Consider the following 26,761-nt stretch of genomic DNA (forward strand, 5'->3'; position numbering starts at 1 on the left):
ATGAAGATTCTCGTTATAAACCCAGGCGCCACAAGCACAAAAGTCGCTATTTTTGAGGACAAAAACAAATTAGTCCAAGAAAACCTTCAGCATTCCGTCGAAGAGCTTGAAAGATTCCCAACAGTAATGGACCAAAAAAAATTAAGAGAAGAAGCTATAATCAAGTTTTTAGAAAAGAATAATCTCAAGGTAGAAGATTTAGATGCTATCGCAGCGCGCGGAGGGATACTTCCACCAGTCGAGAGTGGGACTTACAGAGTAGACGAAAAAATGGTTGATTATCTTTTAAACAAAACAAAAGTCCAACATGCTTCGAATCTCGCAGCTGTTATAGGATACGAACTTGCAAAAAAATGCAAAAAAGAAATTCCAGTTTACATAACCGATCCAGTAAGTGTAGATGAGATGATTCCAGAGGCAAGGCTTTCCGGAATTAAAGATATTGAAAGAAAAAGCTTATCACATATTTCAAATATGAGGGCAGTTGGCATAAGGATTGCTGAAGAACTTGGAAAGAGATTCGATGAGTTGAACATGGTAATTGCACATCTCGGGAGTGGAATTTCCGTTGCACCATTTGAGAAAGGAAGAATGATAGATGTTAATAACGCAAACGATGAGGGACCATTTAGTGTAGAGAGAACCGGAGAATTGCCGGTTGGGGATATTGTAAAGCTTTGCTATTCTGGGAAACATACTAAAGAAGAAATAAAAAAGATGTTCATCGGACATGGTGGATTGGTTTCTTACCTTGGTACAAACGATTTGAGAGAAGCGTTTAAAATGGCTGAAACTGATAAAAAAGCGATGGAAGTTATCGAGGCTATGGCTTATCAAATTGCCCAAGAAGTTGGCGCGATGTGTGTAGCTTTGAAAGGTAAAGTAGATGCAATTGTTTTTACCGGTGGAATGGCTTACAGTGAAAAATTTATAAATATGATAAAAGATTACATCTACAAATTTGCCCCAATTTTCATTGTACCTGGTGAGATGGAAATGGAAGCTCTCGCTTATGGCGCCTTAAGAGTATTAACAGGTGAAGAGAAAGAAAAGGTATGGGGTGATGAAAAATGACAAAATTATTTGAATTGCTTGAAAAAGCAAAAAATAACGGTAAAAAAATCGTTGCGGTCGCGGCTGCGGATGATGATGTTGTTTTAAGAGCCGTAGAAATGGCAAGGAACGAGGGAATAGTTGATGGAATTCTTTTCGGGGATACTCAAAAGATAATAGCTGCTGCTGAAAAAGCTAGAGTCGATTTGAAAAATTACGAAATAATCGATTCTAAGAATCCCGCTGACGATGCAGTGAAGGCAGTTGTTGATAAGAGAGCACACTTTGTTATGAAAGGGAATATCAAAACAGGTGACTTAATGAAGGCTGTTTTGAAAGATGAATATAATCTTAAGACAGGTAGAACCATGTCACTTGTTAGTATATTCGAAACACCTCTTTACCATAAGTTGTTAATAGTAACGGATGCAGGTATGACAATTGCGCCAGATCTTGATCAAAAAGTTCACCTTATTGAAAATGCCGTCCTTGTTGCAAGAAAAGCTGTTGGTGTTGAAAAACCTAAAGTAGCTATATTGGGTGCTATAGAAGTTGTGAATCCAAAGATGGAGGCAACCGTTCATGCCGCATTACTTGCCAAAATGAACGATAGAGGCCAGATAAAGGGTTGCATTATCGATGGACCATTTGCTTTAGATAACGCTGTGTCTAAAGAAGCTGCCGAACATAAGGGAATTGTAAGTCCTGTGGCTGGAGATGCGGATATTCTTGTCATGCCTGATATAGAAGCTGGTAACATTTTCTACAAAGCAATGGTTTTTCTTGCCGGTTCAAAGGTTGCTTCTGCGATTATTGGTGCAAAATGCCCAGTTGCGTTAACGTCAAGGGCAGATAGCGATGAAACAAAATTGTTGTCTCTAGCACTTACATGTTTAATGACAGAATAAAAGGATAAATTAAAGGTGGTGAATAATGTGAAGATTTTGACTATAAATCCAGGTTCAACAAGTACGAAAGTTGCGATTTTTGAAGATGAAGAGATGATGGCTTCTAAAACTCTCAGACATTCTGCAGAAGAACTTGCACCATACGCAAAACTAACCGATCAATTTGAATTCAGAGCAACAATTGTTGAGAAATTTTTGAACGAAATTGGTGTTAAACCAACTGAGCTTTCAGCTGTTGTAGGGCGTGGAGGGCTTCTTGACCCAATACCCGGAGGTACCTATAAGGTGACAGAGGATATGCTTGAAATTCTTAGAGATGCAAAAAACGGTGAACATGCATCAAATCTTGGTGCATTAATTGCCTATGAATTTACTAAAAAATACGACATACCTTCTTTTATAGTTGATCCAGTGGTTGTGGATGAACTTGAACCTTTGGCAAGATATACTGGTCATCCGATGTTTAAGAGAAGATCTATTTTCCACGCTTTAAATCAGAAAGCAACCGCAAGGAATGCTGCTGCACAACTTGGAAAGAAGTACGAAGATGTAAATTTAATAGTTGTTCACATGGGCGGTGGAATTTCAATAGGTGCGCATAGAAAAGGGAAAGTTGTTAATGTGAACAACGCGCTTGATGGTGATGGGCCGTTTACACCTGAAAGAAGTGGTACTCTACCGTTAACTCAATTAATTGATTTATGCTTCAGTGGAAAGTACACTCTTGACCAAATGAAAAAGAAAATTAAAGGTGCTGGTGGAATGGTAGATTATTTAGGCACAAACGATGGTTTGACCGTGCAAAATATGATTAGAGAAGGAAACAAGGAAGCAGAGCTTGTTTACAAAGCGATGGCATATCAGATAGCCAAATGGATAGGAAAGATGGCGGCGGTATTAAAGGGAGATGTGGATGCTATAGTCCTTACAGGCGGTCTTGCATACGATAAAGACTATATGGTTAAATGGCTTACTGAATATGCTGGATTTATTGCACCGATTTTAGTCTTTCCTGGTGGAGATGAAGAGAAGGCTCTCGCATTGGGAGCACTTAGGGTTTTAAGGGGTCAAGAGGAAGCAAAGATATATTGGGAGAATAAATTGAATGTCTAAAAATTCAAAAATTAAGAATAAGGTGAAAAATATGGAAAATAAAATAGCAAAAAACTATGCTTTTATTGGACTTTTTGGAAGTGGAAAAACGGAAGTAGCTATAAACTGGGCATTGAAATTGAAGGATGAATACGAAAAAGTTGCGATAATCGATGGTGACATAATCTCTCCATATTTTAGAACAAGAGACGTAGCTGAAGATTTGGAAAAAATGGGATTAGTCACTGTGTATCCAAAAGGCGCTTTGAGAAATGCGGATTTACCCATAATAACTGGTGGAGCGATTGGTTACCTTGTTAATCAAGAGTATAAAACAGTTATCGATGTTGGTGGTGAAGAAAACGGTATAGTTGTCCTTGGTTATTTGAAGCCGTATCTTGGTAATGCAGAAATTAGTATGGTGGTTAACATAGCAAGGCCATTTTCATCAACCGTCGATGGAATTATAAAAGCTTACGAGCAGTTGAGAAGAGTAGCAAGAATAGAAGTTGATTATCTTATAAACAACGCAAATCTTTCATATGAAACAACCCCAGAGTTGATTAAAAAAGGAGAAGAAATAGTAAGTAAAGTGTCAGAGATAATAGAGGTGCCAGTGAAATTTACCGTTGTGCCTGAATTTTTAAACGTAGACGACTTAAAATATCCCATTTTCAAAATCAAAAGATTTATGAAAATGGAAAATTATTGATTCGATATTAATTCGGAATTATTTCATGAAGTTTTATAAAACTTGTTTGTTAGAAGGAGGAGATAAGATGCCAAAAGTAAAAGGTAAGATTGAGATTGACCAAGAAAGGTGTAAAGGTTGCGGACTTTGTATCAGCGTATGCCCTATGAAAGTTATTGATTTTTCTGAAGGTTTTAATTCAAAAGGTTACCATCCCGCTGAAGCCAAGTACGTTGATAAGTGTATTGCTTGTGGTTTTTGTTATAACATGTGTCCAGATACTTGTATAACTGTTTACAGAGAAGTAGAAAGCGCATAAATGGGGAGGGAAAATAGATGTCAGAAAGAGTGTTAGTAAAAGGTACTGAAGCGATAGGAGAAGCAGCTATCAGAGCTGGTTGTAGGTTGTTTTTTGGTTATCCAATCACACCGCAAAATGAATTACCAGAATATATGTCAAAAAGATTGCCTGAAGTTAATGGAACGTTCCTTCAATCTGAAAGTGAAGTTTCTGCCGTGAATATGGTTTACGGTGCTGCATGTACGGGCACAAGGATTATGACTTCTACGTCTTCTCCAGGTTTCAGTCTTATGCAAGAAGGTGTTTCTTACATGGCTTGTGCTGAATTACCGGCTGTTTTTGTTAATGTCGTTCGTGGTGGACCAGGTTTGGGTGACATACAACCATCGCAAGGTGATTATTGGCAGGCAACAAAAGGAGGCGGGCACGGAGATTACAAATTGATAGTACTTGCCCCTTCGACCGTCCAAGAGGCAGTAGATCTAACGGTTTTAGCTTTTGATTTAGCAGATAAGTACAGAAACCCCGTATTAATCATTGCAGATGGTGTTATTGGGCAGATGATGGAGCCAGTTACATTCCCAGAATTTAGAGATTTAAGTACATTACCTTCACATGAAGACTGGGCGTTAACTGGTGCAAATGGTAGAGAAAAACATATTGTTGTATCGTTTGACATAGATCCATACGTTCTTGAAAAGATGAATTTGAGATTGGTGGAAAAATACAAAGTTATTGAAAAAACAGAAAAAAGATGGGAAGAATATAAATTAGAAGATGCGGATATAGTTATAACTGCGTTTGGTACAGTCGCAAGAATTGCCAAGAGTGTTGTTGAACAAGCAAGAAAAGAAGGTATAAAAGTTGGCTTGTTCAGACCAATAACCTTATGGCCATTCCCATACGAAAGACTCGAAGAAATTGCAAAAGGCAAGAAGTTAGTATTCGATGTTGAGATGAATATGGGACAGATGCTTGAAGATGTAAAAATGGCAGTTAAAGACCATGCGCCAGTTGAATACTACGGAAGACTTGGCGGAGTTGTACCTACTCCAGAAGAAATACTTGAAGTTTTGAAATCGAAAATCGGGAGGTAATAAATATGGCATTCCAAGTTATATATAAGAAACCAGAGAGTCTCACTCAAAGGGAATTTACATACTGTCCAGGTTGTACACACGGAATTATCCATAGACTTGTCGCTGAAGTTATAGATGAACTTGGTATTAGAGAAAAAACGATAGCAGTTGCCCCTATTGGTTGTTCTGTTTTTGCTTACCAATTTTTTTACACTGACGCAACCGTTGCTGCACACGGTAGAGCTCCGGCAGTTGCAACTGGTATTAAACGTGCAAGACCAGATCTCTATGTATTCACATACCAAGGTGACGGTGATCTTGCTGCGATTGGTACAGCTGAAATTGTTCATGCCGCAAACAGAGGTGAAAAAATAACAACAATATTTGTTAACAACGCAATATATGGTATGACTGGTGGACAAATGGCCCCGACAACACTACTTGGTATGAAAACCACAACAACACCATATGGAAGAGATGCATCAAACGATGGTTATCCTCTACACGTAGCAGAAATTATAAAAGAGGCAAGAGGAGTTGCATTCTTGGCAAGAACAAAGGTAAATACACCGCAAGATGTTCAAAAGACAAAGAAAGCTATAAAGAAGGCATTTTTAGCGCAAGTTAATGGTATTGGTTTTGGTATGGTTGAGGTCCTCTCAACATGTCCAACAAACTGGGGTGTTGATCCTATATCTGCTTTAAAATGGCTTGAAGAACATATGGTTCCAGAATATCCTCTTGGAACATTTGTAGATAAAGTAGGTGATGAGAAATGACAACAAGAATGATATTTGCTGGATTTGGTGGTCAAGGTGTAATGTTGATGGGACAAATAATCTCTCTTGCAAGTATGATTGAGGGTAAAAATGTTACATGGATGCCTTCTTATGGTCCGGAAATGAGGGGAGGTACAGCAAATTGTACAGTAGTGGTAAGTGACGAACCAGTCGCGTCACCAGTTACAGACAAGGCAGAAGTTGTTGTAGCTATGAATATCCCCTCTTTATTGAAGTTTGAACCATATGTTGTGGAAAATGGCTATCTTTTCCTTAATCAATCAGTTATCGATAGAGAATCAAAGAGAAATGATATCAACGTGTTAAAGATACCTTGTAACGAAATTGCTGATGAGATTGGTAATTTAAAAGTTGCCAACATGGTTATGCTTGGTGCCGTTGTTGGAGCGACAAATGTTGTTAGTACTGAAAGTATTTTCAAAGCCATTGAGAAAAAGTTAAGTGGCGGAAAAACAGCGCTTATAGAAGTTAACAAACAAGCAATTATGAGAGGATATGAGTTAGCAAAGAAATAATTTCTTATGCTCTCAAAAAGGCGGATCAGATAAATTTTTGCATTATGCTGGGGCTAAAAAGTCCCAGCTTTTTTCTAATTTGAACAAATATGAGGTTCCTTTACTCTAAAATATCAGAGTATGATATAATAAAACATATAAATTTGGTAATACCATATAAGTTTTTCGTACATCAAATCAATCATCGAAAACTGGAGGTGTTTTTTGTGAGAAAAGTTATATATTTTTTGGTTTTGGTCCTTTTTTCTTCATTAGTTTTTTCCGAGTTTTATTTGAATGTTAGTACTGTTAAGATCGGTCAAGATAACTATATGGTTTATGAGTTTGGTCCAGAATTCACAGTTGGTCCATTAACACTTGGTGTTACATTGACAACTTACGCAACAGATCTAACAACTGGAAAGTTCTTCTTTGGTGCGCCAGGGATTTCAAGTAGTACAAATATTATTGATGGACTTAATATCACAGCGCTTGGATTAGACCTTGGGACATTTTGGTTTAGGTATGGAAATATGAAACCCATTACATACGGAATGGGCTTTGTTTTCAGTGGTTACTATCTGCCAAGTGTTAGAACGTTAGACGCGGGTATAAGAATTGAATCTTTGAAATTAAGTGCCCATATACCATATGAGATTAAACAACTAACTAATTTCACATTTGGACAATCAGATACGCTTTACACGGCTAATGCATCTATGAAACTTGCACTTTTTGATCTTTCAGTTTTTGGTGGTATGGAGACAGTTGAAAGCAACGCTACGCCAGTTCAATATATAGCAGGCGGTGCTTTGACGCTTCCTATGCTTGGTTTTTCTGTGGGTGTAGAAGCAGATACACAAATTTGGAAAGACGGAACAACAAGTTACGGTGCGTTTGGTGGAATATTTGGCGATTTTGGTATTTTCCAACTTGTTGCAGGTCCTTATTACGCTTCCAACGGCTTTGCACCATGGCTTTTGGGAAGAAGATATCCAGCTTTAAGGGGCTCAGATAGTTTTGGACCTGAAAATTATCAACAACAAATTGGATATATAGCTAAAGCTGGTCTAATTCTTGAACAATACGGGAAAGTTTTGGTTGGATTAAAGGGCGATTTTGAAGGTAAAATGACGTTTAGTGGAGAAGGAGTTGTTAATATTCCTCCATTGGGAGGCACAAACGGACTTGTACTTTACGGCTATTTATACGATGATACACCTTTCGAGAACGGTAATTTATTCGATAGTAATACTGATGCACACCTTACGTTAGCATACCCAGTCTTTAGTAATTTATACGCAGGTATAAAATACATTTGGAATGGCAGTGAATTTGTCCAAACCGCATTTGTTGGTGGAAGTGTTAATTTTTAATTTTGATTGTTCTATATACATGAGATATATTAAATATCTTGAAAATGAGGCCAACCTATGTTATAATAAATATAGAAGATGACCTTTAGTGGATGCTGTTAACTAGTAGTGATGATGGAAGCTAAAGCTATAATCATCTCATTTTCGTTCTCATATAACTTGCATAGGTTCCTTACTACGCAAAAACCATTTACATAGTACCGTATGTTGCTAAATTTCTTGAAGCTCTTTTTCGCTTTCACAAACACCTTAAATAACGAAAATTTCGATTCACATTCGTTGTTTTTACCTAGTCTTACTTCTCTGTGCTCAACATTATCAAAATTTAATTTTACTGCTATCTCGTACGCTTTTAGTCCATCAGTTATTAACTCTATTTGGACTTCATCACCATGAACTTTAAATACATTCTCAAACTCAAAAAGCGAAATAACAGAAGATAACTTGATAATCCATTTGTAAATAGCAACATGAGAGACATTGATATTCAAGCAAGCTTTAATAGCACGAAGAGAAAGGTTGTATTTGAAGTACAAGATGAAAGCTTTGAGAATGATATAGATAGGGAAACGAAAGAATTTGAAGGGATGAAAGTTGAAAGGTACAGGCTGAGGAAGAGAAAGCGGAACAGAAGTTTTGAAGTTGCACTTTCTGCATCTGAAACGAACGAAATAACGGCGGATTTTGTAAATTTCCATGACATGGTTACAATGAACACAACGAGGGTAAGGGAAAGAGAAAAGTTTGTGTTTTTTGGTGAAAGAAAGTTTAAAGTAACGTTTGCAGTCTTTGCAAAAGAAGATTTGGTTTTTGAATTTATCATGACCGTTTTTGATGAAGTTAGAAGAGCCACAATGAGGGCATTTGAGTTGGATATTAGTCATGTCGGGATACCTCCTTATTGAGAGTATATTGGGGGGTGTCCCCTCTTTAAGAAGATAATATGATTTTTGAAATTTATCAATACCTTTGGTTAACAAAATCCTTTAGTGAGCGGGTGTAGCTCAGTTGGTAGAGCATCAGCTTCCCAAGCTGAGGGTCGCGGGTTCGAAGCCCGTCGCCCGCTCCAGATTTTCTTAACTTTTCTACACCTACTAATACGTACTTAAGTGGGCTGAAAGAGTAGGTAAAATATGTAAGAATAGACCCAAAAGGGTCTATTTTATTATATAAAAAGAAGATAACAGAAGAAACAAAAAAGCCGTGGGGAGATTGGAGGTAAAAAAGTATGCCAAATGGTAAGAGTGGTAAAAAAAGTGCGAAAAGAGAAAACAGTATAAAAGTTAAAGCCACGTTTGAACAGTTTGATGAAGCTTTGACATTTGATGATGTTTTGTTAGTCCCTCAGTACAGTGAAGTCTTACCTTCAGATACCGATGTCTCAACAAGACTGACGCGCCAAATAAAATTGAACATTCCTCTTGTTAGTGCTGCAATGGATACGGTTACTGAAAGTGAATTGGCAAAAGCTTTAGCCCGTGAAGGTGGTATAGGCATAATTCATAAAAACCTTTCTATCAAAGAACAAGCTCACCAGGTCGAGATTGTCAAAAGAACCGAAAATGGTGTTATAGAAAATCCTGTTGTGATTCATCCAAACGATACTATATTTAATGCGCTTAAACTAATGGCAGAATACAAAATCGGTGGTTTTCCTGTCGTGGATGATGAAGGTTATTTAGTTGGTTTGTTAACTAATAGAGATGTTAGATTTGAAAGTGATGTTTCAAAAAAAGTTAAAGAACTTATGACTCCTAGAGAAAAGCTTGTTGTAGCGTTACCTGGTATATCTTTAGAAAAAGCTAAGCAAATACTTCACGAACACAGAATAGAGAAGCTACCAATAGTTGATGACAAAAACAAATTGATAGGTCTTATAACAATCAAAGACGTTTTAAGTGTTATAGAGCATCCAAATGCGGCTCGCGATTCGAAAGGAAGGTTAATTGTTGGTGCTGCTGTTGGAACATCAAAAGACACGTTCGAAAGAGTTGAAGCACTTGTTAAAGCTGGTGTTGATGTTATAGTCGTTGACACAGCTCATGGACATTCAAAAAAGGTTATTGAAACGGTGAAAAAGATAAAAAAAATGTATCCAGATTTACCAGTAATCGCTGGAAACGTTGCTACCTCTGAAGCGGTTGAAGAACTTATTAAAGCTGGTGCTGATGCTGTCAAAGTTGGTATTGGACCTGGTTCGATATGTACAACAAGGATTGTTGCTGGAATCGGTGTTCCTCAATTAAGCGCGATATTACAATGCGCTTATGTAGCTAAGAAATACGATATTCCAATTATTGCGGATGGTGGAATAAGATACTCTGGAGATATCGTTAAAGCTCTTGCAGCAGGAGCAGAGACCGTTATGCTTGGTAGCATATTTGCTGGTACAGAGGAGTCACCAGGCGAAACTATACTTTATCAGGGTAGAAAATATAAAGTTTACAGAGGTATGGGCTCAATAGGAGCTATGAAATCTGGAAGTGCGGATAGGTATTTCCAATCTGATAACCAAAAATTCGTTCCAGAAGGTGTTGAGGGGATGGTTCCTTACAAAGGAGCGGTTAAAGATGTTGTTTATCAACTTATCGGAGGATTGAGATCAGGAATGGGATATGTTGGAGCAAAAAATATAGATGAATTGCAAAAGAAAGCTAAATTTATTAAGATAACTAATGCTTCGGTAAAAGAAAGTCACCCCCATGATATTATAATAACCAAAGAACCACCAAACTATTGGTCAGGTAATCAATAATTAGTAATTTCTCAAAATTCATCGAAAAAATCAGCGGTTTTCAAACCGCTGATTTTTTGTTAACTCCACCTATTTTTGTTGGATGAAACTATCAATTTCAATCCAATTTCGATAAGCCCGGCAGCTATTATTGCAATTACAAATTCCCAAAATCCCATTTTTATATATCCTAACGCTTGAACAACGATTAAACCACCTAAGATAGATAAACCCAACCCATTTGGAAAGCTCTTTATCATGCTTATTACTCCTCCAACGAAAGCTACACTTCCAAGTACAAGCCAAACAGGTGATGTAACAGAAAGGACAATACTTAATAAAATAAATATACCAGCAGACAACAATATGATACCCCAAAACATTTCAAGCACCTCCTTGATTATATTTTATCGCGTTTTATTATAGTATTTCCAATAAGATTTTCACATTCGAAAATCGTAGCATATATTTCACCATTGTTAGAAATTGTTTCGCAATCAATTTCTTCAGCAATTATTTTACCATTGTTATTTACACTTTCATTGGAAAGTTCTTCAACTTCGATTAATCCATGATTTGTTAAAACCTCGCAGTCAAATACTTCACATTTTACATTGCCTTTGTTAATGAAGCTTTCCGAAGATATCTTTTTTACGTTTATTGTCCCATTGTTTTTTGCTAATTCAACCTGAATTTTATTTGAAATTACATCTCCGTTATTTTCCAAGGATTCAGTGTATATTTTTTTAGATTTTACTTTAGCTTTTTCTGAGATAATCATATTCTCACAATTTATTTTCTCGGAAATGAGCTCTCCATTTACTATAAGTTCTTCACAATCAATAATACCAACTTGGGCTTCTCCATCGATTACTATTTTTTCATTTTTTAAATACTCTTCTTTTCTTTTTCCAGATATAATAAGTACATCCATTCCAAATCCATTAACAGAAATTTTATCTTTTACTATTTTGTCTAAAAACGGGATATTAAAGTCAACAATATTTTTTTTACCACCGATGTTAGCAATCCCTTCTTCCTTTGTGAGTACCAGATTTACATTTCCATCAACTCTTCCACCATTCCATACGATTTTCGAACGTACAGCGTTAATGTTACCATGGACTATACCAGAAATTTCAACTGTACTGTTAACAACCGAGACATTACCATAGACTTCACCATAAATCTTAACATTTGCGTTTGTGGCTGATATATCATTCTTAAGTACAGAATTCTTATCAACTATATATTCTTCACTTACAACACTTGTAGTTGCATTTTCATTACTTTCGAAGATAACATCTATTAATTTTTCAGCATCTTCTGGCGTAATTTCACCGTTTTCAACAGCCATCAGTATTTTTCTCAGTTCCATTTTATCTCACCACCTTTTGCCATTTATAAAACATTCATTCCTCGATTTTTATTCCAGCCATGAATGGTTTTACAACGAGGTATTTTACAGTATTGAGTATTCCATTTATAAAGAAATTGCTAATTTCACTAACATTTCCAACAACTTTTGGTTTCTCTCCTTTGTAATTACAACCTACTAATTGGAGGTTTCCATTTATCTTTCCACCGTGCCAAGTTATTGAACTTCCAACAATTTCAACGTTACCATTTACTTCTCCAGAAAATACAAGTTCACCAAAGACTATTTCTAAATCTCCATTAATTTTTCCAGAAATAATGGCTTTTCCATTAACAATTTCAATATCTCCGCTAAACTCATCTCCTTCACTCAAAACAAATTCACGACCTATAATACTTTTCTTTTTTTTACTTTTTTCCGTATTCTTAGAAGATTTCAAAGTCAGTATCAATTTTTCAGCATCTTCCACTGATATCTCTTTTCTTGCAAGTGCTTCGAGAACAGCTCTAACATCATTTGGGAGTTCACCCATAATATTACCTCCATTTACCTCCATTTATTGATTTACTTTTCTCCCTTTTTCTTTAGTAATGATATCGCTTCTTCAACCGTTATTTTCTTTTCTTTAAGCAGTTTAAACACCTCTTCTTGGTCAACTTGCTCATCATCTGTTAATTCTTCAATAGGAGTTAACCCCATTTTTTCAAGTACCTTGTCTAATCTACCTCTCAGTGCAAAGTATCCAATTCCCGTAAGTCGTTCGAGTTCTTTTAAATTTCCCTTCGTTCTTAAAAACATTACTATAAATCTTGTGTCTTCTTCATCTAAAAAACAAAACTCTGGTACTTCAAAATATCCACTCACTGTTATCGAATCTTCCTCACATTTTAGCTGCGTTACTTTCATAGGCTTACCGCAAACTGGACAGCGTGGTAACATCTTTGGCATATTATCACCCCCATCTTTTTCAAAAATATTGTATCATATTCCAAAAAACTTGTCAAATAAAACAAAAATATAAAAATGCTTTCCGTGTTTCAAAAAATATGCTGTTTATATCATAGAACATGAGGTAAAGTAAAATTGGTATTTGAAAATCTCTATAAATATGGTATAATTTAAAAGCAATTAACTAAAAATATTTGATTAGTAGCATTTCATTCTTATAACAATTAATAATTATAATCTCTTTAAATCTTAATTTCATGGGGGGATTTGTATGGCAAAGGAGAAGTTCAACCTTCAAGATAGGTTTTTGAATATTCTTAGGACCAAAAAAATTGAAGTAAAGGTTTATCTTGTCAATGGTTTTCAAACAAAGGGGATAGTAAGGTCGTTTGATAATTTTACAGTTCTTATTGAGAGTGGTAAACAGCAAACGCTTATTTACAAGCATGCTATAAGCACTATCCTTCCTGCGGAGTATATTATGCTTATGAAGACGGAGGAAGAACAACAAGAACAACAAGAAGCTGAACAAGAATAATTTTGGTTTTTGATGGATTAAGTGAAGGAGATGGAAAAATTCGGAAAAAAGGCAATATTATTAGGTGTTGAGAGTACATACAATAAGGATTCTTTTGATTCTTTAGATGAACTTGAGACGCTTTGTAAAACTTTAGAAATAGAAGTTGTTGATAAAGTTATTCAAAGAAGAGTAAAGCCTGATTCCGTTACATACGTTGGTAGTGGTAAATTACATAAAATAAAAGATTATTGTTTAGCTAATAGTATAGACTTGATTGTAATCGATGATGAAATTACGCCTATACAATTGAGAAATATTGAAGAAATAACAGGTTTAAAGGTTGTGGATAGAACACAGATTATACTCGAAATATTTTCTAAACACGCTTCAACACACGAAGGAAAACTTCAAGTGGAAATGGCAAAACTTATTTACGATCTGCCAAGATTGAGGGGTAAAGGCTTAGAACTTTCAAATCCAGGTGGAGGTATAGGCACAAGAGGACCTGGAGAAACAATCCTCGAACTCGATAGAAGAAGGATTAAAGATAGAATAAGTCAATTAAAAAAAGAACTTGAAAAAATCAGAAAAAACAGACATACAGTAAGAAAATCAAGACTGGAAAGCGGATATTATATTTTTTCTGTCGTTGGATATACAAATGCTGGTAAAAGCACTTTATTAAGTGCACTTTCTAAAGAAGAAGATATAATTATTTCAGATAAAATGTTTTCAACGCTTAATCCTACCGTTAGAAGAATTAAATTACCTGACGGTAGATTTGTTTTGTTAAGTGACACGGTTGGATTTATAAGGAAGTTACCTCACACCTTAGTTGAGGCGTTTCATTCAACTTTAGAAGAAATTCTTTACTCAGATGTAATTATCATACTTGTAGATGTTAGCGATACCAATTATAAGAAGAAACTCTCTGCTTCTTTTAGTGTGCTTGAGGAAATAAAAGCGAATGATAAACCTTATTTCATTGTTTTTAATAAGATAGACCTTGTACCAGAGGACTATTTAGATATGATAAGGTATGAGTATCCAAATTCTGTCTTTATATCGGCTAAATCCAAGTTGGGATTTGAAGTTTTATACAAAAAAATAAGAGAATATATTGATATTTTTGATATAAGAAAGAGGATTCATATAAAAGCTGAACAACTCAGTGTTATACTCAAATACGCTGATTTTATAGAGTGGAATGTAGTTGAATATCTGAACGATGGATATATATTGGATATAAAAGGACCAGAAAACATAGTTGAAAAAATTTCAAAGCAACTTAAAGACGATAAACAAATGTTTTAAGGGAGTGTGAATATACAGTGTTAAGTAGAAAGTATGCTTTTTTGACTTCTATTTTTCTTTCTTTTATTTATTCTGTTTTTTTGTTTGCTCTTTATATGGTACCTGTTGATAACAGTTATATAACTGCTACTTTTATGGAATTTAGATCAACTGGTAATATTCCACATTTCCATTCAGGTATCGATTTTAGTACGTTTTTGAAAGAAGGTATACCAGTTAAAGCTGTCGAAGATGGATACTTAGTACGTCTTGAGATAGATGAAGGGGGCATTTATGGAAAGACTTTAGTTCTCCAACACGCTGATGGTTACAGAACTTTGTATGCTCACCTTTCAAAATTTTCTGAAAAGCTTGATAAATTGGTTTCAATGATGAATGAAGAATTTGGAAATCAAAGGGTTGTTGTAGAAATTTATTCTGATGAGTATAAATTTCAAAGAGGTGAAGTGATAGGATACTCTGGTAGTACAGGAGAAGCAACAAAACCGCATGCACACTTTGAAGTTAGAAGCAGCGACGAGAAGTTCTTTTACGATCCTCTAAAATTTATCGATAAAAACCTCTTGAGACCAGTAAGCATGAATATTCTCTTAAAGAGTGTAAGAATTGAAGGTAAAGAGTATCCATTCGTAGAAAATGGAGTTTACTATTTTAGTGAACGATATCCAAAAATTTCCATTGAAGCGTACACAGAATTAGCAAAAAATTTACTTGGAGTTAAAGAAATAAAAGTGTACTTTTCAGAAAATTTGGTGTATCATATAATACTTGACGAGGTTCCAGAAGAATATTGGAATAAGCCTTACGAAGTTTACGATGAAGAAGGAACAATCATGACTGGACTTATTTACCGTGGTTTTTATAAACTTTACAATAATAAAAATGTTTCATTTGTTAAAGAAAATAAAATCGAAAGTCAAACTGGAAATTTGTACAACGTAAGGATTGAAATTACTGATGAATTCGGAAATAACGGAGTTTTTAGATTTACTCTTCAAAGAAGATAAAAAACTCTAATTTTTTTATTTTTGAAGGTGATTGCCATGTTATTTTTCAAAAAAAGAGAAAAAACTGAAGCAGAACTTGAAAAGAATCCATTTTACAAAGACAAAAACGCACTTGTTGTTTATATTAAGTGCAATAAATGTGGTGAAGTTTTTAGAAGTCATCTGAGAATAGGATACGATTTTATAATAAATTACGATGATAGGTCATCGCCTTTTATGATTGAAAAAGTTTATGTTGGCTCGAAATGTCCTAATAAGATTGAGTTACACGCAAAATTCACTGGTTCGTATAAACCAGTGAGTATCGATATAGATGGTGGTAAGTTTATCTCAAAAGAAACCTACGAAAGGGAGGCAGAGAGATGAGAAGACTTTTTACAAGTGAAAGTGTCACAGAAGGACACCCAGATAAGATGGCAGATCAAATTAGTGATGCCATCTTAGACGCGATTATTGAGCAAGATCCGAAAGCTCGTGTAGCTGTTGAAACACTTCTTACAACAGGTGTTGCCATTGTTGCGGGAGAAGTTACAACAAAAGCTTACGTTGATGTGCAGGACATTGTTAGAAAAACTGTGCTTGACATCGGTTATACAAGAGCAAAGTATGGTTTTGACGGTGAAACATGTGCAGTTCTTTCATCCATTCACAGTCAGTCACCTGACATAGCTCTTGGTGTTAACGAAGCTGCAGAGTTTAAGCAGGGCGATAAAGCAGAAGATGAGATTGAAAAAGTTGGAGCTGGTGACCAAGGAATGATGTTTGGTTACGCTACTAACGAAACAGAAGAGCTTATGCCTCTTCCAATTATGCTTGCTCACAAGCTTGCTATGAAGCTCGCCGAGGTAAGAAAAAATGGAACAGTTCCTTTCTTAAGACCAGATGGAAAAACACAAGTCACGATTGAATATGATGAAAACGAAAAACCAGTAAGAGTTGATACAGTACTTATATCCACTCAACACGAACCAGATGTAACTATTCCTGAGATAAGAGAAGCGCTTGTAAAGTATGTTATAAATCCAATTATTCCAGAGAATCTTAGAGATGACAATATGAAAATCTTGGTCAATCCAACCGGTAGATTCGTTCTTGGTGGACCATCTGCTGATACTGGATTAACTGGAAGAAAGATAATCGTTGATACATATGGTGGGGCTATACCACATGGTGGAGGAGCATTCAGCGGAAAAGATCCGACAAAAGTTGACAGATCAGCTCATTATTTCGCAAGATACGTTGCGAAGAACGTTGTTGCGGCAGGTCTTGCGGATAAATTCATGATCCAAGTAGCTTACGCAATTGGTGTTGCAAGACCAGTATCTATAATGATTAATACATTTGGAACGGCAAAAGTAGACGAAGAAAAATTGAGAAAAGTTGTTGAAGAAATTTTCGATTTCAGACCAGGTGCGATAATTAAAAAACTCGATCTTCTTAGACCAATTTACAGAAAGACAGCTGCTTACGGACATTTTGGAAGAAATGACCCAGACTTTACCTGGGAAAGAACGGACATGGTTAGAGAGTTAAAAGCTGCTTTCAACCTTTAATAAATGAGAAAATGGGAGGAATGATGTATGCCAAATAAAATGTCTGCTGAAAAAAGGGTAAGGGTTTCTGAAAAAAGAAGAGTGCTCAATAAAGCTTACAAGACAAGTATGAAAAACAAAATCAAAGCTGTTCTCGCAGCTATAGCACAGAAAAAATCCGCCGAAGAAATAATGGAATTATTTAGAAAAGCTCAAAGCGCAATTGATAAAGCCGCAAAAAGTGGGGCAATTCATAAAAATCAAGCTAGCAGGAGGAAATCAAGACTGGCAGTCAAGGTAAAAGCTTACTTGGGTGCTGAAAAGCAAGGGGTGTAATTAATGTCATTCTACTATGTAATGGAACTTGAAGTTAACGAGCAAAGGGCAGATTTTGCTTTAAAAAATACAGAACTCGTAGAATTTGTAAAATCAAGAAAATGCAATTTATCTTATTCGAAAGGGATACTAACTATAAGATTTCCTGACAACGAAGATTTGGATGAAGAAGTTATGGTTGAAGTTTTGAAAACTCTCAGAACCCCAGTTAATGCTAAAGAATACGTTTACGAAAACGGAAGTAAAATGGAGATTTTTTCTGGAAAACTTGATCCTCAACATCCACTTGGCCAAGCAAAAGAAGAGATCCAGGAAAGAACAATAGAGAGCATTGAGGAAGAAGAGGAATTAAAGACATCTTATGAAGAACTATTAGATGACATTGAAGAAGAAGTGGACGAAGAGTGATTTTGAGGAATGATTTCTAAGTAAATAAGTGATACAATAATAAGGATCCCCTTTTCATTGGGGATCCTTATATTTTTAACATTCAATTTCTGCTTCATGAAAATAAAAACTCCATCCCCTTAGATAGGAGGATGGAGTTTTTGAATAGTTTCAAGTATTATAATTTAAACTTCTTCACATAATTGTTTAATTCGCTAACGGCTGTTGATAGTTCATCTGAATAGGTCTTAACTTCGTTGATTTGATCAGCTTGAGAAGCTATCTGAGCGGCCATTTCTTCGATATCTCTCTCAACTTCTTGGACATTCTTTGTCACTCTATCCATAGCTGCACTGACTTCCTCTGTTGCACCGCTTTGTTCTTCTGCCGTTGCTGCTAAGTCTGTTGTCATCTTCGATACTTCTTCTATTTTTGTAATTAACATGCTCAAACTTTCACCAGCTTCTCGCACTGTAGAAACGTATCCATCAACTTTCTGACTAACTCCTGTTGTGACTTTTTCAACTTTCTTGGCTTGTTCACCAATTTTACTTAATATTTCCGCTATCTTCTTTGTTGCTTGTCTACTTTCTTCTGCAAGTTTTCTTATTTCGTCTGCCACTACTGCAAACCCTCTTCCCGCTTCACCGGCTCTTGCAGCTTCTATTGCAGCATTCAACGCTAGAAGGTTTGTCTGTTCTGCGATACTAGATATTGTATCCACTATCTCACCTATTTGATTTGAGAATTTGGTTAATTCTACTATCGCTGTCAGTGATTCACCCATTCCTGTTCTAATCTCTCCAACTGAATTTTCTACTTCTTGCATTCTTTCGGAAACTAAACTCACGTTTTCGCGCATAAGTTCTGCACTTTGCGAGAGTTTTTCAGAATACCTTGCTATATTCTGTGCACCAGCTGCTATTTCTTCCATACCGCTATTTGCTTCTTCTGTCGCAGCTGCTATATCTTGTACTTCAAGTGTAGTTTTTTGAACTGTTTCCTTAGATGTTTGTGCTGCTTGAGCGGAATTCTGTGCCAAATCATCAAGCATAAATGATACTGAAGAAACTTGTACGCTTAACTTTATAACTTCGCCTACTGTTTGTTTGAAACTTTCTATAAGTAATTTAAACGCATGACCTAATTTTGCGATTTCATCTTTACCAAGCTTGGCCTCGTCAACAGTTGCTGTTAGGTCATTTTCAGCAACTTTTTGAGCGATTTCAACGACGTGATTTATACGTTTAGTTATTGTGTCTGTAAGGAATATAGCAATTAAAGCTGCGCCAAGTGCGATTATTATACCAGCGAAAACACCAGACATAATTATTTCATAAGCTGCCTCTGTAATTTCCGAAAATGGAATTATACCTATAGCGGTTAAATTGTAATTTCCAATTCTTTCAAATGCTGCGAATTGTTTCCCATTAAATGTGTACACTATTGTACCTTTTGTTTTGGATGTGATTTCTTGAGCAAGTATCTTTGTTCCTTCTTCTTCTGATAAATCGAGCTTTCCAACAAATTCAGCTTTTGGGTGTGCCACTGTTAAAGTACCATAAACTAGAGTAACGTATCCTGTTTTACCAATTTTTATTTTACTTACCATTTTTTGCAATTCGTCAATTGGATAAAATCCAACGAGCGCCCCGATAACATTTTCACCGAAATCATAAACAGCAGCAGCAACCATAATATAATTTTTTCCATTGTACTCGTATGGCATATAAATTTCTGTCTTTTTCTTTCCTGATAATACTTTTTCAATTATTTCCGATGGTAGTTTCACATTTGCCAAACCATCCTTTGATACAACTCTCATATCTGGAAGAACTACAAAGACATCGTGGTAACCTTTCTGGTTTAGTGCACTGTAAGCATTCCGTACTCCCCAACCAAGCTGACTGAGCCCAAGTTCATCACTCACGTTTGTCATGTAAGGTGATATTGCACCACTAAACGAGTAATCTGCGAGTGGTTTGATTATATCGTTTAAATAATGTACCTCTATATCTTTTTTCACAGATGATAGAACCAAAGACTGAATTTGTTCAGCTGCATCTCTAACAACAGAGGTTGAGACTAAAACAGAAACAAGCACACTTACAAAAGATGATAAGATACCTACAAGTACCAAAGATAATATAAGCTTTGTCCGTAAACTCATGAAAGCACCTCCCTAACTATTGTATTTTTTACACGCTCAAAATCATCACCAAAAAATCTGTCATTACCTGGTTTTACATCAATTAAACCATAAAATTTTTCGATTTGTTCAGAACTTTTCAAAGGACGTCTGTAGTATAATGCGGTGCTTCCAAGCATAGCTTCTATTGATATTAAGCTTACTAAATTTTCGTATACTCTCCTCAATTTTCTTACAGCGTTTGCCCCCATACTCACATGATCTTCTTGATAAGCGGAAGTGGGTATTGTGTCGGCGCTTGCCGGATGAGAAAGTACTTTGTTTTCATTACATAAAGCTGCGGCGGTATATTGCCATATCATGTAACCACTATTTAAGCCTTCTTCACCACCTGCTAAGAATGGTGGTAAACCTTCGTTGACCTTTGGATTAACAATCCTATCTATTCTCCGTTCAATCATGTTTCCCATGGAAGTAAGTGCAACTGCAAGGTAATCTGCGCATAGTGCAAGAGGCTCACCATGGAAATTCCCACCACTTAATATCTCATCACCGAAAACTAACGGATTATCAGTTGCTGAGTTAATTTCCCTTATTACAATTTCTTTGACCCATTGGATAGTATCGTATACTGCACCGTAAACTTGGGGGATAGTCCTTAATGTGTACGTGTCCTGAACTTTTGGGCATTTTTTATGACTTTCTCTGAGTTCACTTTCATCAAGGAATTCCCTTAGCCATTGAGCGATTTTAATTTGTCCAGTATGCGGTCTTGCGAGTTGGATTCTTTCATCGAAAGCTTTTGGAGTGCCCAAAAGTACGTCTACTGACAAAGCAGCTACAAGTGTTGCTAATTTCATTAACTTTTCTAAATCACGCACGATGAGTGCTAAATGTGCGGCCATGAATTGTGTACCGTTTATAAGACTTAACCCTTCTTTTTCTTCTAATTCTATAGGAACAAAGTCAGTTTTATTTATATCAATAATTTTTCCGTTGTAAAAGACTTTTCCTTCTCCTATTATACTCATTGCTATATGGGAAAGAGGAGCTAAGTCACCACTTGCACCAACGGAACCTTTTTCAGGTACCAAAGGTGTAATTTTTTTGTTTAGGAGTTCTACAAGTTTTTCTACAATCACGGGTCTTACTCCACTGTAACCTTTTGCGAGTGCGTTTGCTCGTATTAAAATCATTGCACGGACAATATCTTCTGGTAAGTACTCTCCAATTCCAGCTGAATGAGAAAGAACTATATTTCTTTGCAAATCTCTAAGTTTATCTTTTGAAATTCTTACATTAGCTAAAGCACCAAATCCTGTATTAATACCATACACAGGTTCTCCAATTTCTAAAACCTTTTCTATTGTTTTTCGACTATCTCGCATTTTTTTGTATGCTTCATTTGAAATAGAGACTAATTCGTATTTTCTACTTACATTGTGTACATCTTCTAAGCTTAAGTGCTCACCATCGATTACTATCATAACTCACTACCCCTTATTTTTCTTATATGGCTACCTTCAATGAACCTCGCCATTATGTAAAGTAAGTCGGAGATTCTATTTAAATACCTTATCACCTCACCACGTACTTCCTCTTGACTTGCTAACGTTACGACTAATCTTTCCGCTCTTCTTGCTATTGTTCTACATACGTCCAAATGAGCACTTGCTATTGTTTCCCCAGGTATTACGAAAGAATTCAGTTCGACTTTAGACTCGTATTCATAGACTAAATTTGTTAATTTTTCTATATCTTCCTCGTTTATCAATTTTACGTATTGCTCACCTTTTGCAAGTTCTGCAGCAAGTCTGAATAGATTTTTTTGAATTAATTCTACAACTTCTCTTTCATAATCTGGTAAGTAATGTTTGGCGAGTCCAAGGAATGAATTCAACTCATCAACAGTCCCGTAGGTTTGTACTCTTATATGGTCTTTTTTTACACGCTCTCCATTAGCAAGACTTGTTTCTCCGTTGTCACCTGTTTTTGTTGTTATAGACATATATATTCCTCCTCGTGTTTGGATAGGTATTAACAATTCTATTTTATCTTACCGCAGATTCTATTTCAAATCTTGAAAAGTGCACACATATCAGTAATTTATTTTATTTCATTTGTTTTTTTACTTTTAGAAGATTTTTCCGTATATTACAACATCTTCGAATTTATCACCGTTTTTTAAATAAGCAACCATTTTGCCCTCAAGTTCGAACTCAAAATTTTCTAAAATTTTTCTCATGGGGATATTTTTTTCTAAAGTTTCAGCTTGAAGTCTTTTAGCTCCTTTTGATTTAGCCCATTTGACTGCAATTTCACATAGCTTTGTTCCCAAACCTTTATTTTGATGTTCACTAACTATTTCTAAGCCAAATTCAACTATATGTGATAGTTTAATTTTGTTATCAATAAACCAACACCATAACTGACCAACAATTTCTCCTTCATATTCAACAACTGCGAATAATTTTGTAGGATTATCTTTCCAATTTTCAATCCATGACTTCATTTTATCAAATGTAATCTCTTCAGGTGATGATAAAACGGTATCACTTTCTGTACATACCCTTTTCCTCATTTCGTAAACTTTTTCTACATCAGAAGAATCAACAGTACGAATGCAATACTCTCCAAACTTTTCTAAAACCATATGTAATTCCCCCATAAAAGATATTTAAAAACCCCAACTTTTTGTGCTGGGGCGTAAGATTGGTGTTAGTTATAATTGGAACTTTAATCTGCGCTTCCATTATTCGGATTTAACTTTACAATTTCAAGATTAACAATGGCTCGAGCACTTTCAAGTAATTTTATAGCATCTATAACAGTATCTTTAGTTGCTATAACTTTTAAAAACTCGCCTTCAAAACTTCTTATGTTCATTGTGTTGTCTTCCGCTTCGAGTAAATAGTTTAAAATATGTACATCTTCTTTGTTTATCCGTACTAAAATGTCGTATTCAAGAATATCATTTATTTCATCCATTTTTTTCACTATACTTATTCCTCCTTTTCAGACTTTTCTGCTTCAGACTTTTCTGCGCTTTTTTCAAGAATTTCGTATGTACTACTTATCGGGCAAGGTGCTGTTTTCTTTCTTGGTTGAGAGAGGAATGTTCTAAACTTTTCCACAACTGCTTTTCCTTCTTCCTCAACGAGGAACCTTGCAAAATCTGAGAACTTATTAACTATTTTATCACTCAAATTAAAATATACATTCCAAGCAGCTTCATCTGATTCTTTTTCGTTAAGTTGTAGTATTTCACAAAAGAACATTTTAACAGCATTAAACCTTGCGTTTTCTAACACTGCTAACTTTTTACCTTCCTGTGTAAGTGATATTCCACCTCGATGTTCATAGTATATTAATCCTTGCTCAGTTAATTTTTCCAAAAATTGTTTAGCTGAGGGCATTTTCACATTTAGGAAAGTGGATATTTTTTTCAACCTTGTCCATCCCATTTCATTAAGTGTCAAGTACACTGCCAATAAATATTTTCTTTCCGTTGAACCTATTTTATCCATCGAAATCCCTCCAAGGGTTTTATTTTAACATTAATAACGAAACGCACTTCTACCAATAAATTCTCTTATAATAGACGTTCTTGGTATATCTTCAATATTTGTTATCGGAAGGAAGTAGTCTAAAATTTTAAGTAGTCTATTGGCTTCCGTTGATTCAGGTTCATTATCTGGTACCACCGCTAGAAGCTGTTCAGCAAAAATTTTGAGTACGGAGATTTCGTAAACAAGAGCGCTGTTAAACATTACATCGGCATTTTCTTGGAATGGGAATATGTTCTTTTCTTCTCCTCGCCTTACACTATCCCACATTTTTAATGTTGCAAGTGCATCGTGTCCTCTAAATTTACTATCCCTGACCATTCGCCTTATGAGTCTAACATCCGTTGTGTGTAACCTGTTTACGCTATCGAGGTTCAATTGGGCAAGTGCACTTGCGTATATCTTGAATTTGAGGTCTTCTGGAACAAGTTCTGTCAGTTTCGGATTCAAACCGTGGATTCCTTCAACAATTATAATTTGGTCTTTATCAATTTTCATTTTTGTTCCGGATGCTTCTCTCCTGCCAAGCACAAAATTAAACTTTGGAATTTCAACTTCTTTTCCATCGAATAAATCGAGCAAATTTCTATTGAAAAGCTCTACATCTAAGGCTTCTAATGCTTCAAAGTCATAATTGCCATTTTCATCACGGGGTGTTCTTTCACGATCAACAAAATAATCATCAAGAGAAATTGCGATTGGTTTTAAACCACTTGCCTTTAATTGGACCATGAGTCGCTTCGAAAATGTTGTTTTCCCACTTGATGAAGGACCGGCAATTAAAACTAAACGGACATTTTTTCTATTTTTTATCTCTTCTGAAATCATTGCTATCTTTTTTTCATGTAAAGCTTCTGCAAGAATAATAAGGTCGGTAACAGCTCTTTCGCCCTTAGCTATTATCTCGTTTAAATCCCCTACATTATCTATTTCCATGATTTCAAGCCATCTCGAATATTCAAGAAAAACAGCGGATAATTTCGGGAATGGTTTGAAGTCTGGAACCGTAACGGTCTCCCCAAAAATTTTTGGAAGAAGAATTACAAAACCTTGATCGTATTTAACAATTTTAAACCACTTCAAATAACCTGTGGATGGTGGCATATAACCATAGAAATAATCTATGTGTCCATCTGCTTCGTAAACTTTTACTGTCTTCTTTTTTCTGTATTTCAATAATTTTACCTTATCTTCCATTCCAACGGAACCAAACAAATCCATAGCTAAACTCTTTTGTAATTCGCTTTTCCTAAATTTGAAGTCACTTTCGACCCATTTTTTCATTTGGTCTTCTAAATTTTGGATGTCTGTTTCATTAATTTGTCTGACTTTATTGTCTTTATCACGAATTTCGCAGTAAACACCATGACCGATGGTATGGAGAATTTTCAATTTGGAATCTTTAAAAATATTTCTTACAGACGCATGTAAAATAAAAAATAAGCCTCTTTGATAAATTCTCATGCCATCTTGTGTATCCAAAGTTATAAATGTGACCTCACCGGATTTAGTTATAGGTCTGAAGAGTTCTATTATTGTATTGTTCATCCTTGCGCCAACAATTATTTTTCCTGATTTTTTCTCGTATTCTTTTGCGATAGACTCTAACGTTGAGCCGTACTGTATCTCGTATTCATTACCATTAACGTAAACTTTAAGCATTTCCATTTCTACTTCCTCCCTAATTCTTAATTTCGTTTTTTATATTTTCCAAGTTATTTCATATGATTCTGGGTCAAGATGCGTGAAATGTATATGTATAGGAACTTTAAAAGTTTTACGAAGTAAATCTTTATTAATGAATTCTTTCAAAGAAGGGTGAAATTTTATTATAACTTCCTTTGCATTTTTTGGCTTATTTTTTACTTCCTTTAATAATCTTTCTATAACAAATTTTGGACTCATAACATGTCCTGTCCCATTACATACAGGACATAGAGCTGTCATTTTTTCATCAAGCGATTTACTCGTTCTTTTACGAGCCATCTCAAGTAAACCGAGTTGTGTAAAGCCGTATACTTCAATTTTATTTTTGTCTTTAAGTGTCTCAGACTTGATTGCGTTTAAGATTTCTAACCTGTTTTCTTCGTTTTTCATATCGATAAAATCAATTATTATTATACCACCTATGTTCCTCAATCTTATTAATCTGCAAATTTCTTTTGCTGCTTCAATGTTTATTTTTTTTGAAAGCTCTTCGTGGCTTTCAGAACTGGTATAATGTCCGGAGTTTACGTCGATGATTGTTAAAGCCTCTGTTTTGTCTATTACGATTTCTCCTCCTGATGGTAATTCGTGAATTCTTTTCATGGAATTTTGGATTTGCTTGTACACATTATACTCTTCGAATGGATCACTCTCTATAAGCTTAACTGGTATATTTGGTTTGAAATCTTTAGAGATAACCTTTAATTTTTGAGAATTTGTAATTACTTGCTCTACTTCTTTTCTTAGAAATTCTCTTACAACAAATTCGTCACTATCTGACTCTTTGTGGATTAATTTTGTTTTTCTTGAGCGTTTGAAGGTATTTACTATTTCTTCCCATTTTTTATGTAATTCTTCAGCTTCTTTTTCGATATACTCTTCTTTGCTTTCAACACAAGAAGTTCTAAGTATAAAACCACAATTATATTTACTTTTAAGCTTTTCGCCTACTTCTCGTAGATGTTTTCTATCATTTTCGTTTGTAATCTTTCTAGATATTCCTATAGATTTAGAGAATGGCATGTAAACTATATAACGCCCAGGGATTCCTATATTCGTTGTAACTTGTGGACCTTTGGTATTCCCGCCTTCTTTTTTTATTTGGACTAGTATTTTTTGACATTCTTGGAGTTTTGAAATACCAAAAAAATTTAGATATTCGTTTTTAATATCCTTTATTCTCAAAAAAGCATTTTCATCATCTGGGAGTTTTACAAATGCCGCCTCTAATGCAGGGATAAATTTTTCGATCTTTCCAATGTAGATATTTCCTGCAATACTTTCTTCATCATCATCTGAAATGAATATTTCAGCAAGTATTCCATTTTCAATTAAAGCTGCTTGTGCTTTTTCATTTTCACCGTCTTTTTTTAGCAGTAAAATCATATT

Annotated in this window: 30 protein-coding genes and 1 tRNA gene; 18 read left to right on the forward strand and 13 right to left on the reverse strand. The window is 35.3% G+C overall.

Annotated features, from left to right (window positions below; translation table 11 throughout):
- The 9 genes from buk (FNOD_RS00565) to FNOD_RS00605 all read left to right on the forward strand — a co-directional run bounded on the left by buk (FNOD_RS00565) (nt 1) and on the right by FNOD_RS00605 (nt 7,794).
- Nucleotides 1–1,074 (forward strand): butyrate kinase, encoded by a 1,074-nt coding sequence (gene buk / locus FNOD_RS00565; protein WP_011993296.1) that lies wholly within the window; start codon nt 1–3, stop codon nt 1,072–1,074.
- A complete protein-coding gene (locus tag FNOD_RS00570; RefSeq protein ID WP_011993297.1) occupies nt 1,071–1,961 on the forward strand; it encodes a bifunctional enoyl-CoA hydratase/phosphate acetyltransferase in 891 nt (296 codons plus the stop codon). The genes buk (FNOD_RS00565) and FNOD_RS00570 overlap by 4 nt, the downstream gene beginning before the upstream one ends.
- Before the next feature lie 27 nt (nt 1,962–1,988).
- On the forward strand, nt 1,989–3,074 hold the full coding sequence (buk, locus tag FNOD_RS00575) for a butyrate kinase (protein WP_011993298.1): 1,086 nt from the start codon (nt 1,989–1,991) through the stop codon (nt 3,072–3,074).
- 31 nt (nt 3,075–3,105) lie between these two features.
- Nucleotides 3,106–3,765, forward strand: coding sequence for a cobalamin biosynthesis protein CobQ (locus FNOD_RS00580; RefSeq protein ID WP_238374595.1), 660 nt, complete (start codon nt 3,106–3,108; stop codon nt 3,763–3,765).
- 67 nt (nt 3,766–3,832) lie between these two features.
- Entirely contained in the window at nt 3,833–4,063 is a 231-nt protein-coding gene (locus FNOD_RS00585; RefSeq protein WP_011993300.1) for a 4Fe-4S dicluster domain-containing protein, read from the forward strand.
- Nucleotides 4,064–4,080: 17 nt separating this feature from the next.
- Entirely contained in the window at nt 4,081–5,142 is a 1,062-nt protein-coding gene (locus FNOD_RS00590; RefSeq protein ID WP_011993301.1) for a 3-methyl-2-oxobutanoate dehydrogenase subunit VorB, read from the forward strand.
- Between the two features lie 5 nt (nt 5,143–5,147).
- On the forward strand, nt 5,148–5,903 hold the full coding sequence (locus FNOD_RS00595) for a thiamine pyrophosphate-dependent enzyme (RefSeq protein ID WP_011993302.1): 756 nt from the start codon (nt 5,148–5,150) through the stop codon (nt 5,901–5,903).
- Nucleotides 5,900–6,439 (forward strand): 2-oxoacid:acceptor oxidoreductase family protein, encoded by a 540-nt coding sequence (locus tag FNOD_RS00600; protein ID WP_011993303.1) that lies wholly within the window; start codon nt 5,900–5,902, stop codon nt 6,437–6,439. The genes FNOD_RS00595 and FNOD_RS00600 overlap by 4 nt, the downstream gene beginning before the upstream one ends.
- Before the next feature lie 206 nt (nt 6,440–6,645).
- The gene (locus FNOD_RS00605; RefSeq protein WP_011993304.1) at nt 6,646–7,794 is read left to right on the forward strand and encodes a hypothetical protein; all 1,149 of its coding nucleotides are present in this window, start codon (nt 6,646–6,648) and stop codon (nt 7,792–7,794) included.
- Between the two features lie 98 nt (nt 7,795–7,892).
- On the opposite strand, the gene FNOD_RS09960 is transcribed toward FNOD_RS00605, so the two are convergent.
- Nucleotides 7,893–8,678, reverse strand: a complete 786-nt coding sequence (locus FNOD_RS09960) for a DDE-type integrase/transposase/recombinase (RefSeq protein WP_011993305.1) — start codon at nt 8,676–8,678, stop codon at nt 7,893–7,895.
- Between the two features lie 109 nt (nt 8,679–8,787).
- On the opposite strand from FNOD_RS09960, the gene FNOD_RS00615 reads away from it, so the two are divergent.
- Both FNOD_RS00615 and guaB read left to right on the forward strand, forming a co-directional pair.
- Nucleotides 8,788–8,863, forward strand: a tRNA-Gly gene (locus FNOD_RS00615).
- Nucleotides 8,864–9,022: 159 nt separating this feature from the next.
- Nucleotides 9,023–10,549 (forward strand): IMP dehydrogenase, encoded by a 1,527-nt coding sequence (guaB, locus tag FNOD_RS00620; protein ID WP_011993306.1) that lies wholly within the window; start codon nt 9,023–9,025, stop codon nt 10,547–10,549.
- Between the two features lie 59 nt (nt 10,550–10,608).
- On the opposite strand, the gene FNOD_RS00625 is transcribed toward guaB, so the two are convergent.
- Genes FNOD_RS00625 through FNOD_RS00640 form a run of 4 tightly spaced genes read right to left on the reverse strand, consistent with a single transcriptional unit; the run spans nt 10,609 to nt 12,854 of the window.
- Nucleotides 10,609–10,911, reverse strand: a complete 303-nt coding sequence (locus FNOD_RS00625; protein WP_011993307.1) for a hypothetical protein — start codon at nt 10,909–10,911, stop codon at nt 10,609–10,611.
- 17 nt (nt 10,912–10,928) lie between these two features.
- On the reverse strand, nt 10,929–11,906 hold the full coding sequence (locus FNOD_RS09330) for a hypothetical protein (RefSeq protein WP_011993308.1): 978 nt from the start codon (nt 11,904–11,906) through the stop codon (nt 10,929–10,931).
- A 34-nt stretch (nt 11,907–11,940) separates the two neighbouring features.
- Nucleotides 11,941–12,438, reverse strand: coding sequence for a hypothetical protein (locus FNOD_RS00635; protein WP_011993309.1), 498 nt, complete (start codon nt 12,436–12,438; stop codon nt 11,941–11,943).
- 32 nt (nt 12,439–12,470) lie between these two features.
- Nucleotides 12,471–12,854: a DUF2089 domain-containing protein gene (locus FNOD_RS00640; RefSeq protein WP_011993310.1), complete on the reverse strand. Its 384-nt coding sequence runs from the start codon at nt 12,852–12,854 to the stop codon at nt 12,471–12,473.
- A gap of 271 nt (nt 12,855–13,125) precedes the next feature.
- Here FNOD_RS00640 and hfq point away from each other — a divergent pair, with 271 nt between their 5' ends.
- The 7 genes from hfq to FNOD_RS00675 are packed head-to-tail and all read left to right on the forward strand — an operon-like array spanning nt 13,126 to nt 17,971.
- Complete coding sequence (hfq, locus tag FNOD_RS00645; protein ID WP_011993311.1) at nt 13,126–13,392, forward strand: RNA chaperone Hfq; 267 nt, start codon at nt 13,126–13,128, stop codon at nt 13,390–13,392.
- Between the two features lie 30 nt (nt 13,393–13,422).
- Nucleotides 13,423–14,688 (forward strand): GTPase HflX, encoded by a 1,266-nt coding sequence (gene hflX, locus FNOD_RS00650; RefSeq protein ID WP_011993312.1) that lies wholly within the window; start codon nt 13,423–13,425, stop codon nt 14,686–14,688.
- Between the two features lie 17 nt (nt 14,689–14,705).
- Nucleotides 14,706–15,695: a M23 family metallopeptidase gene (locus FNOD_RS00655; RefSeq protein ID WP_011993313.1), complete on the forward strand. Its 990-nt coding sequence runs from the start codon at nt 14,706–14,708 to the stop codon at nt 15,693–15,695.
- 36 nt (nt 15,696–15,731) lie between these two features.
- Nucleotides 15,732–16,061 (forward strand): hypothetical protein, encoded by a 330-nt coding sequence (locus tag FNOD_RS00660; protein WP_011993314.1) that lies wholly within the window; start codon nt 15,732–15,734, stop codon nt 16,059–16,061.
- Nucleotides 16,058–17,248, forward strand: coding sequence for a methionine adenosyltransferase (gene metK / locus FNOD_RS00665; protein WP_011993315.1), 1,191 nt, complete (start codon nt 16,058–16,060; stop codon nt 17,246–17,248). Before FNOD_RS00660 ends, metK begins: the two co-directional genes overlap by 4 nt.
- Before the next feature lie 27 nt (nt 17,249–17,275).
- On the forward strand, nt 17,276–17,563 hold the full coding sequence (rpsT, locus tag FNOD_RS00670) for a 30S ribosomal protein S20 (RefSeq protein WP_011993316.1): 288 nt from the start codon (nt 17,276–17,278) through the stop codon (nt 17,561–17,563).
- Between the two features lie 3 nt (nt 17,564–17,566).
- Entirely contained in the window at nt 17,567–17,971 is a 405-nt protein-coding gene (locus tag FNOD_RS00675) for a hypothetical protein (protein ID WP_011993317.1), read from the forward strand.
- Nucleotides 17,972–18,128: 157 nt separating this feature from the next.
- On the opposite strand, the gene FNOD_RS00680 is transcribed toward FNOD_RS00675, so the two are convergent.
- The 8 genes from FNOD_RS00680 to FNOD_RS00715 all read right to left on the reverse strand — a co-directional run bounded on the left by FNOD_RS00680 (nt 18,129) and on the right by FNOD_RS00715 (nt 26,758).
- On the reverse strand, nt 18,129–20,120 hold the full coding sequence (locus tag FNOD_RS00680) for a methyl-accepting chemotaxis protein (protein WP_011993318.1): 1,992 nt from the start codon (nt 20,118–20,120) through the stop codon (nt 18,129–18,131).
- Complete coding sequence (gene hutH, locus FNOD_RS00685; RefSeq protein ID WP_011993319.1) at nt 20,117–21,586, reverse strand: histidine ammonia-lyase; 1,470 nt, start codon at nt 21,584–21,586, stop codon at nt 20,117–20,119. The genes FNOD_RS00680 and hutH overlap by 4 nt, the downstream gene beginning before the upstream one ends.
- Nucleotides 21,583–22,107: a cob(I)yrinic acid a,c-diamide adenosyltransferase gene (locus tag FNOD_RS00690; RefSeq protein ID WP_011993320.1), complete on the reverse strand. Its 525-nt coding sequence runs from the start codon at nt 22,105–22,107 to the stop codon at nt 21,583–21,585. Before FNOD_RS00690 ends, hutH begins: the two co-directional genes overlap by 4 nt.
- 126 nt (nt 22,108–22,233) lie before the next feature.
- Complete coding sequence (locus FNOD_RS00695) at nt 22,234–22,752, reverse strand: GNAT family N-acetyltransferase (RefSeq protein ID WP_011993321.1); 519 nt, start codon at nt 22,750–22,752, stop codon at nt 22,234–22,236.
- 83 nt (nt 22,753–22,835) lie between these two features.
- Nucleotides 22,836–23,087: a DUF4911 domain-containing protein gene (locus tag FNOD_RS00700; RefSeq protein ID WP_041257019.1), complete on the reverse strand. Its 252-nt coding sequence runs from the start codon at nt 23,085–23,087 to the stop codon at nt 22,836–22,838.
- 14 nt (nt 23,088–23,101) lie between these two features.
- Nucleotides 23,102–23,626 (reverse strand): metal-dependent transcriptional regulator, encoded by a 525-nt coding sequence (locus FNOD_RS00705; RefSeq protein WP_011993323.1) that lies wholly within the window; start codon nt 23,624–23,626, stop codon nt 23,102–23,104.
- Nucleotides 23,627–23,656: 30 nt separating this feature from the next.
- Nucleotides 23,657–25,333 (reverse strand): nucleoside kinase, encoded by a 1,677-nt coding sequence (locus FNOD_RS00710; protein ID WP_011993324.1) that lies wholly within the window; start codon nt 25,331–25,333, stop codon nt 23,657–23,659.
- A gap of 33 nt (nt 25,334–25,366) precedes the next feature.
- Nucleotides 25,367–26,758, reverse strand: a complete 1,392-nt coding sequence (locus FNOD_RS00715; RefSeq protein WP_011993325.1) for an Rne/Rng family ribonuclease — start codon at nt 26,756–26,758, stop codon at nt 25,367–25,369.
- Between the last annotated feature and the right edge of the window lie 3 nt (nt 26,759–26,761).

The organism is Fervidobacterium nodosum Rt17-B1, from assembly GCF_000017545.1.
Taxonomy (GTDB): Bacteria; Thermotogota; Thermotogae; order Thermotogales; family Fervidobacteriaceae; genus Fervidobacterium; species Fervidobacterium nodosum.

Bases quoted from the DNA above. Each gene is read 5' to 3' on its own strand.
- buk (WP_011993296.1), top strand. From the start codon at position 1: ATGAAGATTCTCGTTATAAACCCAGGCGCCACAAGCACAAAAGTCGCT.
- FNOD_RS00570 (WP_011993297.1), top strand. From the start codon at position 1,071: ATGACAAAATTATTTGAATTGCTTGAAAAAGCAAAAAATAACGGTAAA.
- FNOD_RS00580 (WP_238374595.1), top strand. From the start codon at position 3,106: ATGGAAAATAAAATAGCAAAAAACTATGCTTTTATTGGACTTTTTGGA.
- FNOD_RS00585 (WP_011993300.1), top strand. From the start codon at position 3,833: ATGCCAAAAGTAAAAGGTAAGATTGAGATTGACCAAGAAAGGTGTAAA.
- FNOD_RS00590 (WP_011993301.1), top strand. From the start codon at position 4,081: ATGTCAGAAAGAGTGTTAGTAAAAGGTACTGAAGCGATAGGAGAAGCA.
- FNOD_RS00595 (WP_011993302.1), top strand. From the start codon at position 5,148: ATGGCATTCCAAGTTATATATAAGAAACCAGAGAGTCTCACTCAAAGG.
- FNOD_RS00600 (WP_011993303.1), top strand. From the start codon at position 5,900: ATGACAACAAGAATGATATTTGCTGGATTTGGTGGTCAAGGTGTAATG.
- FNOD_RS09960 (WP_011993305.1), bottom strand. From the start codon at position 8,678: ATGACTAATATCCAACTCAAATGCCCTCATTGTGGCTCTTCTAACTTC.
- guaB (WP_011993306.1), top strand. From the start codon at position 9,023: ATGCCAAATGGTAAGAGTGGTAAAAAAAGTGCGAAAAGAGAAAACAGT.
- FNOD_RS00625 (WP_011993307.1), bottom strand. From the start codon at position 10,911: ATGTTTTGGGGTATCATATTGTTGTCTGCTGGTATATTTATTTTATTA.
- FNOD_RS09330 (WP_011993308.1), bottom strand. From the start codon at position 11,906: ATGGAACTGAGAAAAATACTGATGGCTGTTGAAAACGGTGAAATTACG.
- FNOD_RS00635 (WP_011993309.1), bottom strand. From the start codon at position 12,438: ATGGGTGAACTCCCAAATGATGTTAGAGCTGTTCTCGAAGCACTTGCA.
- FNOD_RS00640 (WP_011993310.1), bottom strand. From the start codon at position 12,854: ATGCCAAAGATGTTACCACGCTGTCCAGTTTGCGGTAAGCCTATGAAA.
- hfq (WP_011993311.1), top strand. From the start codon at position 13,126: ATGGCAAAGGAGAAGTTCAACCTTCAAGATAGGTTTTTGAATATTCTT.
- hflX (WP_011993312.1), top strand. From the start codon at position 13,423: ATGGAAAAATTCGGAAAAAAGGCAATATTATTAGGTGTTGAGAGTACA.
- FNOD_RS00660 (WP_011993314.1), top strand. From the start codon at position 15,732: ATGTTATTTTTCAAAAAAAGAGAAAAAACTGAAGCAGAACTTGAAAAG.
- metK (WP_011993315.1), top strand. From the start codon at position 16,058: ATGAGAAGACTTTTTACAAGTGAAAGTGTCACAGAAGGACACCCAGAT.
- rpsT (WP_011993316.1), top strand. From the start codon at position 17,276: ATGCCAAATAAAATGTCTGCTGAAAAAAGGGTAAGGGTTTCTGAAAAA.
- FNOD_RS00675 (WP_011993317.1), top strand. From the start codon at position 17,567: ATGTCATTCTACTATGTAATGGAACTTGAAGTTAACGAGCAAAGGGCA.
- FNOD_RS00680 (WP_011993318.1), bottom strand. From the start codon at position 20,120: ATGAGTTTACGGACAAAGCTTATATTATCTTTGGTACTTGTAGGTATC.
- hutH (WP_011993319.1), bottom strand. From the start codon at position 21,586: ATGATAGTAATCGATGGTGAGCACTTAAGCTTAGAAGATGTACACAAT.
- FNOD_RS00690 (WP_011993320.1), bottom strand. From the start codon at position 22,107: ATGTCTATAACAACAAAAACAGGTGACAACGGAGAAACAAGTCTTGCT.
- FNOD_RS00695 (WP_011993321.1), bottom strand. From the start codon at position 22,752: ATGGTTTTAGAAAAGTTTGGAGAGTATTGCATTCGTACTGTTGATTCT.
- FNOD_RS00700 (WP_041257019.1), bottom strand. From the start codon at position 23,087: ATGGATGAAATAAATGATATTCTTGAATACGACATTTTAGTACGGATA.
- FNOD_RS00705 (WP_011993323.1), bottom strand. From the start codon at position 23,626: ATGGATAAAATAGGTTCAACGGAAAGAAAATATTTATTGGCAGTGTAC.
- FNOD_RS00710 (WP_011993324.1), bottom strand. From the start codon at position 25,333: ATGGAAATGCTTAAAGTTTACGTTAATGGTAATGAATACGAGATACAG.
- FNOD_RS00715 (WP_011993325.1), bottom strand. From the start codon at position 26,758: ATGATTTTACTGCTAAAAAAAGACGGTGAAAATGAAAAAGCACAAGCA.